The organism is Paenibacillus pasadenensis DSM 19293, from assembly GCF_000422485.1.
In the GTDB taxonomy this organism is placed as follows: Bacteria; Bacillota; Bacilli; order Paenibacillales; family Paenibacillaceae; genus Paenibacillus_O; species Paenibacillus_O pasadenensis.
Map to the genome: position 1 here is coordinate 329032 of NZ_KE383847.1, position 13937 is coordinate 342968.

11 protein-coding genes and 1 pseudogene are annotated in these 13937 nt (G+C 65.0%); 11 read left to right on the plus strand and 1 reads right to left on the minus strand.

Features of this window, described 5'->3' with window-relative positions; all coding sequences use genetic code 11:
• Nucleotides 1-58 precede the first annotated feature (58 nt).
• Nucleotides 59-3154 carry an S-layer homology domain-containing protein gene (locus H582_RS30060; protein ID WP_052333179.1) on the plus strand — a complete coding sequence of 1032 codons (3096 nt, stop codon included), beginning with the start codon at nt 59-61 and terminating at the stop codon, nt 3152-3154.
• Nucleotides 3155-3266: 112 nt separating this feature from the next.
• Here H582_RS30060 and H582_RS0112230 read toward each other — a convergent pair whose 3' ends face one another.
• On the minus strand, nt 3267-3701 hold the full coding sequence (locus tag H582_RS0112230) for a DUF1284 domain-containing protein (RefSeq protein ID WP_028598759.1): 435 nt from the start codon (nt 3699-3701) through the stop codon (nt 3267-3269).
• 371 nt (nt 3702-4072) lie between these two features.
• Between H582_RS0112230 and H582_RS27245 the strand changes: the two genes are divergently transcribed.
• From H582_RS27245 to H582_RS0112280, 10 genes and pseudogenes are all read left to right on the plus strand, one after another.
• On the plus strand, nt 4073-4714 hold the full coding sequence (locus H582_RS27245; RefSeq protein ID WP_084137153.1) for a MarR family winged helix-turn-helix transcriptional regulator: 642 nt from the start codon (nt 4073-4075) through the stop codon (nt 4712-4714).
• A 52-nt stretch (nt 4715-4766) separates the two neighbouring features.
• Entirely contained in the window at nt 4767-6227 is a 1461-nt protein-coding gene (locus tag H582_RS0112240; RefSeq protein WP_028598760.1) for an aryl-sulfate sulfotransferase, read from the plus strand.
• On the plus strand, nt 6224-7234 hold the full coding sequence (locus H582_RS0112245) for an ABC transporter substrate-binding protein (protein WP_028598761.1): 1011 nt from the start codon (nt 6224-6226) through the stop codon (nt 7232-7234). Before H582_RS0112240 ends, H582_RS0112245 begins: the two co-directional genes overlap by 4 nt.
• A 94-nt stretch (nt 7235-7328) precedes the next feature.
• Nucleotides 7329-8147: an ABC transporter ATP-binding protein gene (locus H582_RS0112250; protein ID WP_052333202.1), complete on the plus strand. Its 819-nt coding sequence runs from the start codon at nt 7329-7331 to the stop codon at nt 8145-8147.
• 12 nt (nt 8148-8159) lie between these two features.
• Nucleotides 8160-8942, plus strand: coding sequence for an ABC transporter permease (locus tag H582_RS0112255; RefSeq protein WP_084137155.1), 783 nt, complete (start codon nt 8160-8162; stop codon nt 8940-8942).
• A gap of 293 nt (nt 8943-9235) precedes the next feature.
• Nucleotides 9236-9973: pseudogene (locus H582_RS30940) on the plus strand (nucleotidyltransferase domain-containing protein); the annotation flags it as partial.
• 113 nt (nt 9974-10086) lie between these two features.
• A complete protein-coding gene (locus H582_RS0112265; RefSeq protein WP_028598764.1) occupies nt 10087-11313 on the plus strand; it encodes an RtcB family protein in 1227 nt (408 codons plus the stop codon).
• Nucleotides 11314-11394: 81 nt separating this feature from the next.
• Complete coding sequence (locus H582_RS0112270) at nt 11395-12036, plus strand: hypothetical protein (protein ID WP_043111227.1); 642 nt, start codon at nt 11395-11397, stop codon at nt 12034-12036.
• A gap of 286 nt (nt 12037-12322) precedes the next feature.
• Nucleotides 12323-13273: a metallophosphoesterase family protein gene (locus tag H582_RS27255; protein WP_043111228.1), complete on the plus strand. Its 951-nt coding sequence runs from the start codon at nt 12323-12325 to the stop codon at nt 13271-13273.
• Between the two features lie 202 nt (nt 13274-13475).
• Nucleotides 13476-13925: a VOC family protein gene (locus H582_RS0112280; protein WP_028598766.1), complete on the plus strand. Its 450-nt coding sequence runs from the start codon at nt 13476-13478 to the stop codon at nt 13923-13925.
• Nucleotides 13926-13937 lie beyond the last annotated feature (12 nt).

The following is a 13937-nucleotide window of genomic DNA, read 5'->3' on the forward strand; positions in this document are numbered from 1 at the left end:
TTGTCGATCAATGCCGATATATGTCGGTGGTCAACAGCATGCTTTAGGGGGAAACAACTTGGACATCAAACATCAACAACGTAAGCCTTGGCTGCAGCTGCTGCTCGCATCCGCCTTGCTCTGTACCGGCTGGAACTTCGGCGCGGCATCTGCCTTGGCGGTGCCGCCGCAGCCCCAGGTCGTGCTCTCGGACAAAGTCGTGACGGAGAACGCGGTCGAGAACGGCACGTCGGCGGTCCTGAACGGGACGGTCTCGGACCAAGTCTATATGGGCCCGGATTACGAGCGGTTTTTCCTTGTCGACGAATATGTCGTTTCCGGAATTCCGCAGAACGGACAGAAGGTGCCGGCCGATCCGGCCGCCGCGGGCCTCGCGTTCCAAGGACAGATCAGCGGGCTGACGCCGGGCAAGTCGTATCAGTATTCCGCTTGCCTGCAAAAGGACGGCGAATCGGTTGCTCTTTGCGCGAATGCAGCTGCATTCCAAGCCTATCGGACGCTGTCGTGGTTCGAGCCGTTTGAACTCGATCTGCCGCGCAGCACGCCGCTGGACGAGGTGAAGAAGCTGATGCCGGAAACGGTGCGGGCTCATTTCACCGACGGCACTTCGGAGCTCTATCCGGTGTCTTGGAATCTCAATGCGTACGAGTGGGACAGCCGGCTGAGCGGATACAAGCAGTACGAGACCGGCGGCCAGATCATCATCCGCGGAGCGGCCGAGCTGCCGGACGGCAATACCGTCCGCTATGAAGAAATGGCGACGGATGACCCGCGCTTCATCATCAACATGCCGCTCATCGAGATGACCGGGGCGGCGCCGGTCGAGGATCGGACGGTCGTCGTCGGCACGACGCTGGAGCAGGCGAAGAGCAAGCTGCCGAAGCGGGTCGAGTTCAGCTTCGAGGATGGCGTCGAAGCGTTGCTGGACGTCAAGTGGGATTCGGGAACGCCGGCTTTCGACGGCGCCCGGAAAGGGACCTATCTGTTCAAGGGAACGCCGCTTTGTCCGAGGCTTGATCGCCGGGCAATGCCGGCGAGCGTCGAGCCGGGGGGCGATTCCTGCGAAGCGTTCGCCAATGCCGCCGAAGTCCAGGCGAGCGCCTACGTCCATGTCGTCGACTACAAGTGGCAGCTCGTCGGTCCGGCCGGCTTCACGCCGGAGCCCGGCAGCGAGCATCGCTTCTTCTACGATGCGGTCAACGTTCCTTACGTCGCCTTCTCTGATGCTTCTGCGGACGGAGCGCTGTCGGTCATGAAGATGGAGGGAGGCGTCTGGACCTATGTCGGCGCCCCAGGCTTCATCGGAAGCCATGTATCCAACGTCCAGGCGGCATTCAACAGCGTGAATCCCGATGATAAAAAGCTGTACGTTTCCTTCATCGACGGCGATGGCACCGTGAAGGCGGCGTCATACGAGGCAGGCAGCTGGACTTCCATGCCATCGGCCGGCTCGGCGCTGGCCGGGGAGCGTGGCGCGCTGGCAATGGGCATGGACTGGGACGGCCCGGCGCTCGTGTACGCGGATGCGGCGGCAGACGGAAAAGCGACGATGAAAATATGGAGCGGCGCAGCGTGGAGCAGCTTCGGCACGCCGGGCTTCAGCGACGGCCGCGTCAGCGGCTTGTCGATCATCGATACGTTCGCCGCGTATTTTACCGTCAGCGCTTTTGAAAACGGCGTTCTGAACGTGTATGGCTATGTGTATTACCCGTCGATGAACTGGGAAAAGCTCAGCGGCGCGGCGGCGGCTTCTCCGGCCGGCAGCGCGCTTATTCCGTTCAAGTACAATTATGACTCGATGGCTCTGTCGATGGATGACAAAGGCGTCTCCGTCCTGATCTGGGACTGGAACAATCGCAAATGGTCCGCCTCCAATCTGCCGCCTGTGCTGGCGCAGCCGGCGAAGCTGGCGGACGTCGCGGTAGATATGCAGGCGAAGGTTCTTTATGTCGCTTTTGAAGATCAAGGGAAAATTACGGTGCGCAAGCTGAACGGCTCCGAGTGGGTGACGGCTGGCGCCGCGCAGTTCACAGCCGGCGGCGCGTCCGAGCTGCGCCTGCAGATCATCGACGGCATCCCGCATGTGTCGATCGTCGACGACATGCACGGCGGCAAGCTGACCGTGCTGAACTACCGCGCCTGGTACGATCCGGCTGCAGTGACCGGCGCCGCCAGCGAAGTGGCGGAAACGTCGGCCCGCATCGAAGGCTCGGCGCAGGGAACGCTGTCGCGCCGCGGCATGGAATACCGCGAGCAGGCGGACGGAGCGGCATGGATCGTCATTGACGGCGGCCAAGGCCCAGGCAGCATCTCCGTCAAGCTGGACTTGCTCAAGCCGGGCACCGGGTATGAATTCCGCGCGTATGGGGACAGCCAGGAAGGCCGGACCTATGGCGACATCGCCGCCTTCCGCACGAAGTCGCAGCCAGAAACGGAATTGCCGGAAACGGAATCGCCGGAAACGGAATCGCCGGAAACGAGCGGGCCGGGCGCGAGCTTGCCGGCATGGACGCCGTCTCCGAGCGCGTCTCCGACGCCGACTGCAGCGCCGACGTCCACGCCGACGCCTGCTCCGACAGCAGGCGAATACAAAGCCTATATGAAGGGCTATCCGGACGGAAGCTTCTTGCCTCAAGGCAGCGTCACCCGCGCGGAAGTCGCGGCGATCCTGAGCCGCACGATGGATAAAAAGGCATCGGCAGCGACGGACGCCAAAAGCTTCAAGGATGTGCCCTCCGGCTTCTGGGCCGGCAAGGACATCGCCATTGTTGCCGAACAAGGATGGATGAACGGCTCCGGCGACGGCGGCTTCCGTCCGGGCCGCGCCGTGACGCGCGCGGAGATGGCGCAGATTCTGCTCAACGTCTACGGCAAGCAAGAGCAGGCCGCCGCCATGCCGAGCTACCCGGATGCCGCCGGCCACTGGGCGGCAGCGGCAATCGCTTCCGCAGAAGCCCGCGGCTGGCTGCCGGGCTATGCCGACGGCAAGTTCCATCCGAACCAGCCGCTGACGCGGGTGGAGACGGTTCGCCTGTTCAACTCCCTGCTTGGCCGCAGCGGCAACACGCAGGCGAAGCAGGTGTGGACCGACGTCAAGCCGGGAGATGCCGACTTTGCCGACATCATGGCCGCATCGGTCGATTACCGCTTCTAGCCGAAACGCATCGGACGGGCGCGCGCGGATACGGCGCCGCCTCTCCCTGTTCGGTCAGTTACGGTTCAAGAGCCAGGAGCCTGCGGGCTCCCGGCTCTTTTTCGATTCGGGCTCATCCCTCCGGCAGCTCCCGCAGCCGCCGATCCGGATCGGCGTGGATATGCGCGACGCCTTCGCGGCACAGGCCGTACGGTTCCCAGCGGCAGTCGCGGCAGATCGTCGCGATGTCGTCCGGCCGCACGCGCGCGGCGACGGCCTCGCAAATCGCGCTCCAGCTCCAGATGTCGCCGGGCTGCATGCCGACCAGCCCGGCGATCTCGGCGTCCTTGCGGTAGACGCTGGCATTTTCGCAATGCGAGGGCTGGTCGGCGGGAAACGCCGCGCAGACGGCATCCGGGCCGACGGTCAGCCGGATTGTCGTCTCCGGGTCCCGGCGCAGCCGTTCGTAGATGCCGGTCATGTTGGCGCAGAAGCCGTCGGAGTAGCCTTTGCCGCGATAGCCGAGCAGGCAGAGCAGATGATGGCCTCGGAGCTCGATGGGGGTCATGGGCAGTCCGCCTTTCCTGGATTAGTCAACTAAAACTATATCACAAGAGGTTGACTATGTGGCGGACGAAAGCCCGATGACAGCCAAGATAAAGCCTCCTGCCTGAGCCTTTAAGGCCGCTGGGAGGCTTTTTGCTTGTCGTCTTGAAAAACCAAGTTGACAACTTGGTTAACTTGTTTTATTCTTGCTTCAGGCTTCATTCAACCGTCGTTCATTCAATGGACGATCGTTCAACGAGCATTCATTATCTTACGGCCAAACTAATTTCGGCTGCCGACTGGACCGCCAGAGGCTCCCGCTCCTTAACCCGACCTCGGGGAAGGCGCGGGAGCCTTTTTGCATCCATCCGTCGGTCCGAGGAAAGGAGCGGCATGAGCGACTCTAATGACAATCGCCAAGTTCCATCGCCAGCACCCGACCGCGAGGAGCTCAAGCTCGAAGCCGACTGGCTGTTCCGCAAGCTCGTCCGACGCTTCGTCAAGGAGCGCGACAAGATTGCGCTGGAGGGCGTCTCGCTGCCGGGGCTGCTCGTGCTCGGCACGATTTTGCAGGAGGGCGAGCAGCGGCTCGGCGAGCTGGCGGAGCGGCTGGACTTCACCTCCGGCGCGGTGACCGCCCTCTGCGACAAGCTGGAGAGCGCCGGCTACGCCGAGCGCAGGCGCAGCGCCTCCGACCGCCGCTCAATCGCGCTCGCGATCACGCCGGCCGGCCGCAAGCTGCTGGAGCGCACCCGCGAGGCGGGCGCCCATACGGTCGAGCTGCTGTTCGGCGGCCTCGGGCCAGCCGAGCTGGAGCTGCGCATCGAGCTGTTCCGCGAGCTGCTGCAGCGGCTGGACGGCTTCGCCGAGCGGGTGACAGAGCGGCACGAGCAGGCCTCCGCACGGGCTGCCGCACCGGATGCATCACCGTCCGCATCGCCGGCTCCCGTACCGGATGCATCACCGTCCGCCTTGCCGGAGCCGCCGGCCAAGCCGGCCGCGCCGCAGCGCCGCAGTCCTTTCATCGGCTACTGATCGCCTGCACCGCCACTATCCCCACCATCCCCACACGACAAGGAGAATGAACATGGGACATCCGACGATCTATCCGACCGGCACGACGGTCTATCTGCCCGAAAAAGCCTGGAGCGGCTACACGATCTTCCAGGCGGCCGACACCGGCGCGCTGCTGATCGACATGAACGGCCGCGAGGTGCGGCTGTGGAAAGGGCTGCGGGGATTCCCGAACAAGCTGTTCCCCGGCGGCTATGTGCTCGGCAGCACGGCCGAGCGCGATCCGCGCTACGGCTTTCAGGACGAGAAGAATCTCGTGCAGGTCGACTGGGACGGCAACGTCGTCTGGAAATTCGACCGCTACGAATACATCGAGGATCCCGAGAACGCGCCGCAGTGGATGGCCCGCCAGCACCATGACTACCAGCGCGAGGGCAATCCGGTCGGCTACTACGCGCCGGGGCTGGAGCCGAAGACCGACTCCGGCCATACGCTCATCCTGGCGCATAAAAACGTGACCAAGCCGGAAATTTCCGACAAGGAGCTGCTCGACGACACGATCATCGAGGTCGACTGGGAAGGCAACGTCGTCTGGGAATGGGCGGTCAGCGACCATTTCGAGGAGCTCGGCTTCGACGAGGCGGCGCGCGAAGCGCTGCGCCGGGACCCGAACACCCGCGGCTTCGGCACGTTCGCCGGCGACTGGATGCACATCAACTCGGCGTCGGTCCTCGGCCCGAACAAGCACTATGACGCGGGCGACGAGCGGTTCCATCCGGACAACATCATCTGGGACGCGCGGGAGACGAACATCACGGCCATCATCGACAAGAAGACCGGCGGCATCGTCTGGAAGCTCGGCCCGGACTACTCCGGCGAGCTGGCGCATATCGGCTGGATCATCGGCCAGCATCACGCCCATCTCATCCCGCAGGGGCTGCCGGGCGAAGGCAACATCCTTATCTTCGACAACGGCGGCTGGGGCGGCTACGGCGCGCCGAACGCCGAGGCGCCGGACGGCGTGAAGGTCGCCCGCCGCGACCACTCGCGCATCCTGGAGATCAACCCGGTCACGCTGCAGATCGAGTGGCAGTACACGCCGACCGAGGCCGGCTTCCAGGCTCCGCTCGACTCGTACCGGTTCTACAGCCCGTACATCAGCAGCGCGCAGCGGCTGCCGAACGGAAACACGCTCATCACCGAGGGCGCGGACGGCCGCATCTTCGAGGTGACGCGCGAGCATGAGCTCGTCTGGGAGTACATCTCCCCTTATAAAAACAAGCGCAACTCCAACATGGTGTACCGCGCCTACCGCGCGCCGTACGAGTGGGCGCCGCAGGCGGAGCGTCCGGTCGAGACGGCGATCGAGCCGCTCGACGTCGCGGACTTCCGGCTGCCGGGGGCGGCGGGACGCGGACCGGCGGCCGTCGTCGAGGTCGAGGGCACGGCCGAGTACGGCGAAGGCGCGCTATGCGTCGCCCGCATCGACGAGACGATCGCCAAGGAAGAGGCAAAGGAGCAGGATCCGACATGAGAATCCGACTGAACCGGCTGGCGGGGACGCTCGCCGCAGCCGCGCTCTTCGTGCTGCTGCTGTCCGGCTGCGGCAGCGAGGCCGAGGGCAGCGGCGTCGACAAGGTGAAGCTGAAGATCGCCGACATCTCCACGAACATCACGTTCCGCGTCGCGCTGGAGAAGGGCTTTTTCGAGAAGCATGGCGTGGACGCCGAGCTCGTGACGTTCGCGACGCCGGCCGAGGGCGTGAACTCGCTGTTCATCAAGCAGGTCGACGTCGCCTTCGGCGCGGACTTCCCGCTGCTGAACGCGGTGAGCAAGGGCGATTATGCGATCTTCGCCTCCTCCGGCACGGCGACGGATCTGAGCGCGAGCGACTGGAAGCTGTTCGTGCGGCCGGACGTGAAGAGCGGCGCCGATCTGAAGGGCCGGAGCTTGAGCTTCCTGCGGGGCACGTTCCTGCCTTACCTGTGGGACGTCTATCTGGGGGAGCAGGGGCTGAAGCTGGATGACGTCAAGCTGATCGGCCAGGGCGGCCTCGACGAGGCGTACGTGGCGCTGCGCAAGGGCGAGATCGACGCGGTCTGGGTATTCGGCGCGATCAACCACGAGAAATTCTCCGCGATTGAAGGCGTCCATGAGCTGAGCGACATGTCCAAGACGCCGGTCCGGCTCGGCACCGGCCTGATCGCTACGAACGAGCTGCTGCAAAAGGAGCCCGAGGCGGTGACCGGATTCCTGAAAGCTCTCGACGAAGCGTCGTCCTACGCCCAGGCGAATCCGGACGAGACGGCGGACATCCTTTACAAGACGGTCAAGCAGCCGCGGGAAGCGACGCTCAAGGACTTGCCGAAAAACCCGTGGAGCATCGGCTTCACCGAAAAAGCCTACGAAGGGCTGAAAAGCCAGAAGAAGTACATGGTCGACAATGGCATCATCCAGCAGGACTTCGACCTGGACGGCAAGCTGAAGCTGGATCTCGTGCGGGCGGCATTCCCGGACCGCGTGATCGAATTGAAGGAATAGAGGAGGCGATGGGCGGATGGGTACGGCGATGAGGAAGGCGCAGGGGCAGGCAGCGGAGGAAGCGGCCGAGAGAAGGGCGGCGAAGGCGGCAGCGATGAGGACGGCGCACACGTCGGAGCCGGCAGCGGCGCAGCAGCGGCAAGCGGCGGAGGCGGGCCATGAGATCGACATCCATCAGCTGAGCAAGAGCTACCCGCATGCGGGGGGAGGCGAGCCGCAGCACATCCTCCGCGAAGTCGATCTGACGGTGCGGAGCGGGGAGTTCTTCATCCTGCTCGGCCCGAGCGGCTGCGGCAAGTCGACGCTGCTCGGCCTCATCGCCGGCTTCGTTGCCAAGACGAGCGGACGGCTGCGCGTCGGCGAGCGCGAGGTGGAGCGGCCGGGACCGGACCGGGCGGTCGTGTTCCAGCAGGCGGATTCGTCGCTGTTTCCGTGGCTGACGGTGCGCGAGAACGTCGAGTTCGGGCTGCGCATGAAAAAGACGAAGGCGCCGGAGCGCCGCGCCATCTCGGACCGGTACATCGGGCTCGTCGGCCTGACGGGCCACGAGGACAAGTTTCCGCGCGAGCTGTCCGGCGGCATGAAGCAGCGCGTGCAGCTGGCGCGCGTGCTGGCCAACGATCCGGCGATCCTGCTCATGGACGAGCCGTTCGGAGCGCTCGACGCGATGACGCGCCGCACGATGCAGCGGGAGCTCGTGCGCATCTGGCGCGATACGGGCAAGACGGTCATCTTCGTCACCCATGACATCCAGGAGGCGCTGCTGCTCGGCGGGCGCATCGGCATCATGTCGCCCGGCCCGTCCTCGCGCATCAGCGACATCTACGACGTGGCGCTCGCCTATCCGCGCGACATCGCGGACCCGGCGTTCCATGAGCTGCATGCGCGCATCCAGGGGCATTTCGACGAATAGGGGGAGACGGCCATGACCATCACGGACAAGACGAAACGGGTCCTGCTGCAGCTCGCCTTCTGGGCGGGGCTGCTGGCGCTGTGGCAGGGACTCGCCTCGGCCTACGGGCCGGAAATCCTGCCGGGGCCGGCGCAGACGGCGCGCGGCGGCTGGGAGCTGCTGGCGGACGGCACGCTGCCGTCGTACATCGGCATCAGCTTCTCCCGGGTGCTGCTCGGCTGGAGCCTCGGCAGCCTGATCGCGATTCCGCTCGGCCTGCTCATCGGGCGGGTCGGAGCGATCCGCGCCTTCGCCGAGCCGTTCCTGAACTTCATCCGCTTCATCCCGCCGATCGCGTTCATCACGCTGTTTCTGATCTGGTTCGGCATCGGCGAGACGTCCAAGGTGATGCTCATCCTGTACGCGACGCTGTTCATCGTGCTGCTCAATACGCTTACCGGCGTGCTGTCCGTGGAGGAGGACCGGATCCGCTCCGCGCGCAGCATGGGCGCATCCGACTGGCAGATCGTGCGGCATGTCGTCGTTCCGGCGACGGTGCCGTACATGTTCACCGGCATCCGGCTGGCGATGGGCACGTCGTTCATGGCGATCATCGGCGCGGAGATGATCGCCTCCAACGAAGGCGTCGGCTATCTCATCTGGAACTCGCGGCTGTTCTTCCGCACGGATTGGATCTTCGTCGGCCTCATCAGCCTCGGGCTGATGGGCTTCGTCACCGACCGCGCGGTGGCGCTGCTCGGACGCAAGCTGCTCGGCCGGTACGGCGTCGTGAGCACGGGCAGCCTGCGGCGGTAAAGGGGATGGAGCGGGCTTGCAGCAAAAAGCGCATGGAGTTTCCATGCGCTTTTTTGGCTTTCCTCTATTTTCGTTGCGGCAAAATCAAGTCGAGGTCAAGGGGGAGAGGCTCTTGCGGCGCATTAGGAATATAGAATCAACCTATTTGTATGATTAATCGCACCAGATGGCTTTCTGGCCGACGGCCTCGCCATACTTCCGCCCTGGTGCCCGCCGCTGGAATGAGGCATGATGGTGGCACGGAATCCGCGGAAAGCGGAGAGAGGACGAGGAAGATGCAGGAAGCGACGACCATGATCCCCGAAGAACGCATCCACACCGAGCTGAAGCGCATCGAGTCGGAAGAAAAGGTCCGCATTCTATACGCCTGCGAGTCAGGCAGCCGCGCCTGGGGCTTTCCTTCGCAGGACAGCGATTACGACGTGCGCTTCCTGTACGCGCATCCGACGGAGTGGTACTTGAGCGTGCATCCGGGACGCGACGTCATCGAGCGGCCGATCTCGGCGCAGCTGGACCTCAGCGGGTGGGACATCCGCAAAGCGCTTCAGCTGCTCGCGAAGTCCAACCCGCCGCTGCTGGAGTGGCTGCATTCGCCGATCCGCTATCTCGAATGGGGCACGGTTGTCGGCAGCATGCGCGAGATGACGCCGGACCTGTATTCGCCAAGAAGCTCGATCCATCACTACCTCCATCTTGGGGAAGGCAACTTCCGCGATTACTTGCAGGGCGAGCGGGTACGGCTGAAGAAGTACTTCTACGTGTTGCGTTCGGTGCTCGCCTGCCAGTGGCTGGCAGAGCGCGGAGGCATTCCGCCGGTGGCGTTCCGCGAGCTGATCGAAGCGCTGCTGCCGGCTGGAGAGCTGAAGGACACGGTCGAAGAGCTGCTGCGGCGCAAGCGAAGCGGAGAAGAAATGGACAGCGAGCCGCCGATTCCGCTGCTGCACCGTTACCTGGAGCAGCGGCTCGTGGAGCTGAGAGAGCAGGCGGGACGGATGCCGCAGGCGGAAATGCCGCCGGAAAGCCTGCTGGACGCATGGTTCCGAGCGGCGCTTCGCGAGAGCGATGCCGCGCCTTGGACAGAACGGAGCGATCCTGCGCCACGCAGATTTTTCATAGGATTCAATTTCAAGGAGGCTGAACATTCATGGCGTATCAAGTCATCGACGGCGTATCCGTCTGGGGCGATCCCGACGAGAGCGCGCTGCAGCAGGCGAGAACCTGCGCCGCCCACGGCCGCGTCGTCAAGACGCTGCTCATGGCGGACCATCATAAGGGCTACAGCCAGCCGATCGGCGGCGTCGTCGCGTACGACGGACAGATCTCGCCGTCGGGCGTCGGCTACGACATCGCCTGCGGCAACAAGGCCGTGCGCACGACGCTGCTCGCGAGCGACATCAAGCCGCGCCTCGGGCGCATCATGGACGGCATCGCGGCGAACGTCTCGTTCGGCGTGGGCCGAGTGAACGGCGAGCGCGTCGACCACGAGCTGTTCGACGATCCCGACTGGGACGTCTACCGGACCGTCGGCAAGCAGGAGCATGACAAGCTGAAGGCGCTGGCGCGGGACCAGCTCGGCACGGTCGGCAGCGGCAACCATTTCGTCGACTTGTTCGAGGAGGAAGGAACGGGCCGGCTGTGGGTCGCCAACCACTTCGGCAGCCGAGGCTTCGGCCATCGGACGGCGAGCGGGTTCCTGAACCTTGCGGCGGGACGCCGGTTCATGGACCGGGCGCCGGGCGAGAGCATGGACCAGCCGCCGGTGCTGCTGGAGCTGGCGGACGAGCTCGGCGACATGTACGAGCGGGCGATGCGGCTCGCCGGGCGCTACGCGTATGCGGGACGCGACTATGTGATGGACAAGGTGCTCGGCCTGCTCGGCGCGGAGGCGGACTTCGCCGTGCACAACCACCATAACTTCGCTTGGCGCGAGATGCATGAGGGCCGGGAGAGCGTCGTGGTCCGCAAAGGCGCGACGCCGTCGGCGCCGGGCCAGCTCGGCTTCATCGGGGGCAGCATGGGCGACATCTCCGTCATCGTGCGCGGACGGGATACGGAAGAGAACCGCGACGCCTGCTGGAGCACCGTGCACGGCGCGGGCCGCGTCATGAGCCGCACGCAGGCGGCGGGCAAGATGAACGGGAAGACCCGACGGCGCCTGGGCGGCGAGATCAGCGAGGAGCGGATGCGCGAGGCGGTGCGGGCTTATGGCGTCGAGCTGCGCGGCGCGGGCACGGACGAGAGTCCGTTCGTCTACCGGCGGCTGCAGCAAGTGCTCGATGCCCATGCCGGCACGATCGAGGTGCTGCACCGGCTGCGGCCGATCGGTGTCTGCATGGCCGGCGCGGATGAGCACGATCCGTACAAAGATTGAATTTTCCTCCAGATCTGCCGATGGATAGAAAGGCGCTTCGCAAGAAGCGGAATCTATCACCAGCCTGGAGGGTCTACGGAAATGAAACGAAGGATCGGAGCCGCGGCAGCGGCTGCGCTGCTGACGATGGCGGCGGCATGCGGCGGGAATTCCGGAAATGGCGGGAACGAAGGCGCGGCATCGAATCCGGCGCCGAGCTCGGCGGCATCCGCGGCGCCTGCCGCATCCCCGGCCAAAGGCGTCGAAGTCGACAAAGGGCTGCTGAACCACGAGATCACGCTGCCGGCTTCCTTTTTTGAAGGCCAGGAGCTCGACGCGGCCATCGAGGCCGCCAAGAAAAACGGCGTGACGGACGTGAAGCGCAACGAGGACGGCTCCGTCACCTACAAGATGCCGCGCAGCGTGCACGGCAAGATGATGGACGAGATGAAAGCCAGCCTGCTGACGTCGATCGACGAGCTGAAGGCCGGAGAGACGTTCCAGTCGGTCAAGGACGTCGAATACAGCAAGGACTTCTCGGAGTTCACGCTGATCGTCGACCAGGCGAAGTTCGAGGGCTCGTTCGACGCGTTCGCGGCGATAGGCGTGGCGCTGCCGGCGATGTACTACCGGCTGTTCGACGGCGTGCCGCAGGACGAGAACAAGGTGACCGTCAAGATGCAGGATCAGGCGTCGGGCGAAGTGTTCGACACGGTCGTTTATCCCGATGCGATGGGCCAATAAGGCGACGGCTCAATAGGAACCGCATCGGAGCGCAAGCGCGTTTCGGGGACGGATAGGACGGATAGCAAAGCCGGGGCTTGGCAGACAAGCCCCGGCTTTTTGCCGTCTCCAGATCGGCCGCTCGGCCGCGCCGGCCGGATCGTCCGGAGCAGGAGCGCATGAGCCCGCGAGTGCCGCTTGCGGGCGTGCGGCGGGTTTGTCCTGACAGCGGCGCCGCGAACGGATACAATGATCCCAGAGCATCCAAACTTTTCCTCGGACGAGGAAGCCGGGAGGCGGAGCGGTCATGGAGAACAGGGAGAAGCAGCGGCTGGCGTTCCGGGAGGACGGCACGTTCACGATCGTGCAGTTCACCGACTTGCATTGGCAGAACGGAGAAGAGCGGGACCTGCGGACGAGGGCGCTCATGGAAAAGGTGCTGGAGGCGGAAAAGCCGGATCTGATCGTCTTCACCGGCGATCTCATCTACAGCGAGTCCTGCGCGGAGCCGCTCGAATCGGCCCGCCAGGCGACGGCTGCCGCTGGCGCGAGCGGCAGCCCTTGGGCAGCCGTGCTCGGCAACCACGATGCCGAGGCGGGCTCGGGCGTTACGCGCGAGGAGCTGCATCGGACGCTCATGGGACTGCCGGGCAGCCTGACCGGCGATACGCCGGGGGTGACCGGCTGCGGCAATTATGCGCTGGAGATCGACGGTCCGGGAGGAGGCGCGACGCTCTATTTCCTCGACAGCGGCGACTATTCCCGGCTGCCGGGCGTGCCCGGGTACAGCTGGCTCGCGCGCGACCAGGCGGAATGGTACGCCTCGCGCTCGCGCGAGCGAGCGAGGCAGGCAGGGGGCGCGGCGCCTCCGGCGCTGATGTTCTTCCACATCCCGCTGCCGGAGCATGCCGAGGCGTGGGAGGCGGAGGGCTGCCGCGGAGAGCGCCATGAGGCGGTCTGCTGCGCGGGCGTGAACGGCGGCATGTTCGCCGCGCTGCTCGAGGGCGGCGACGTGTCCGGCGTATTCGTCGGGCATGACCATATCAACGACTACGTCGGCGAGCTGCACGGCATCTCGCTCGGCTACGGCCGGGCGACCGGGTATGCGACCTACGGCAAGGAAGGCTTTCCGCGCGGCGCGCGCGTCATCCGGCTGACCGAAGGGCGGCGGGACTTCGACAGCTGGCTGCGCCTCGAGGGCGGCGAGAAGGTTTGGCAGGCGCCGGCGAAGCGGCCGGCGGCCGGCGAAAAGGCCTAAGACGCCGAAAATACGAACCGAATGAGGCGGCGGACGAGAAGCTCGAACGCCGCCTTTTCCGCTTTTGACGGAGCTCCGCCGCTGACGAAGAAACCGTTATCATCGCGCTGCCGCTATGCTATACTGGCGCAGAAGCTGGGCTTGGACGGCGCCGGATGCGCCAAACGAGCCTAACAACAAGCATCCCAAGGGAGGAATCACCATGTCCGGACTGCTCGGCACGAACGTCATCACCCAAATCGGCATTCTCGTCCACGACATCGACAAGACCAGCCGCGTCTACGCGGACTTTTTCGGGATGGACGTCCCGCCGGCGATCCTGACGGACGCGCCGGAGATCGCGCGCACCGAGTTCGAGGGAGCGCCGAGTCCGGCTCGCGCCCGGCTGGCTTTCTTCGACATGGGCTCCCTGCAGCTGGAGCTGATCGAGCCGGACGAGCATCCGAGCACGTGGCGCAACGACTTGAACGAGCACGGAGAGGGCGTCCACCACATCGCGTTCCAGATCGAAGGCATGGCCGAAAAGATCTCTGTACTGGAGGGCAAGGGCTACGCGCTGCAGCAGAAGGGCGAGTACGCCGGCGGGCGGTACGCCTACATGGACACGGCGCCGGACCTGAAGGTGCTCGTCGAGCTGCTGGAGAACGACTGATCAGACGGCAAA

Coding starts and splice junctions, on each gene's coding strand:
- H582_RS0112230 (WP_028598759.1), bottom strand. CDS start 3,701: ATGACCCCCATCGAGCTCCGAGGCCATCATCTGCTCTGCCTGCTCGGC.
- H582_RS27245 (WP_084137153.1), top strand. CDS start 4,073: ATGAGCGACTCTAATGACAATCGCCAAGTTCCATCGCCAGCACCCGAC.
- H582_RS0112240 (WP_028598760.1), top strand. CDS start 4,767: ATGGGACATCCGACGATCTATCCGACCGGCACGACGGTCTATCTGCCC.
- H582_RS0112245 (WP_028598761.1), top strand. CDS start 6,224: ATGAGAATCCGACTGAACCGGCTGGCGGGGACGCTCGCCGCAGCCGCG.
- H582_RS0112250 (WP_052333202.1), top strand. CDS start 7,329: ATGAGGACGGCGCACACGTCGGAGCCGGCAGCGGCGCAGCAGCGGCAA.
- H582_RS0112255 (WP_084137155.1), top strand. CDS start 8,160: ATGACCATCACGGACAAGACGAAACGGGTCCTGCTGCAGCTCGCCTTC.
- H582_RS0112265 (WP_028598764.1), top strand. CDS start 10,087: ATGGCGTATCAAGTCATCGACGGCGTATCCGTCTGGGGCGATCCCGAC.
- H582_RS0112270 (WP_043111227.1), top strand. CDS start 11,395: ATGAAACGAAGGATCGGAGCCGCGGCAGCGGCTGCGCTGCTGACGATG.
- H582_RS27255 (WP_043111228.1), top strand. CDS start 12,323: ATGGAGAACAGGGAGAAGCAGCGGCTGGCGTTCCGGGAGGACGGCACG.
- H582_RS0112280 (WP_028598766.1), top strand. CDS start 13,476: ATGTCCGGACTGCTCGGCACGAACGTCATCACCCAAATCGGCATTCTC.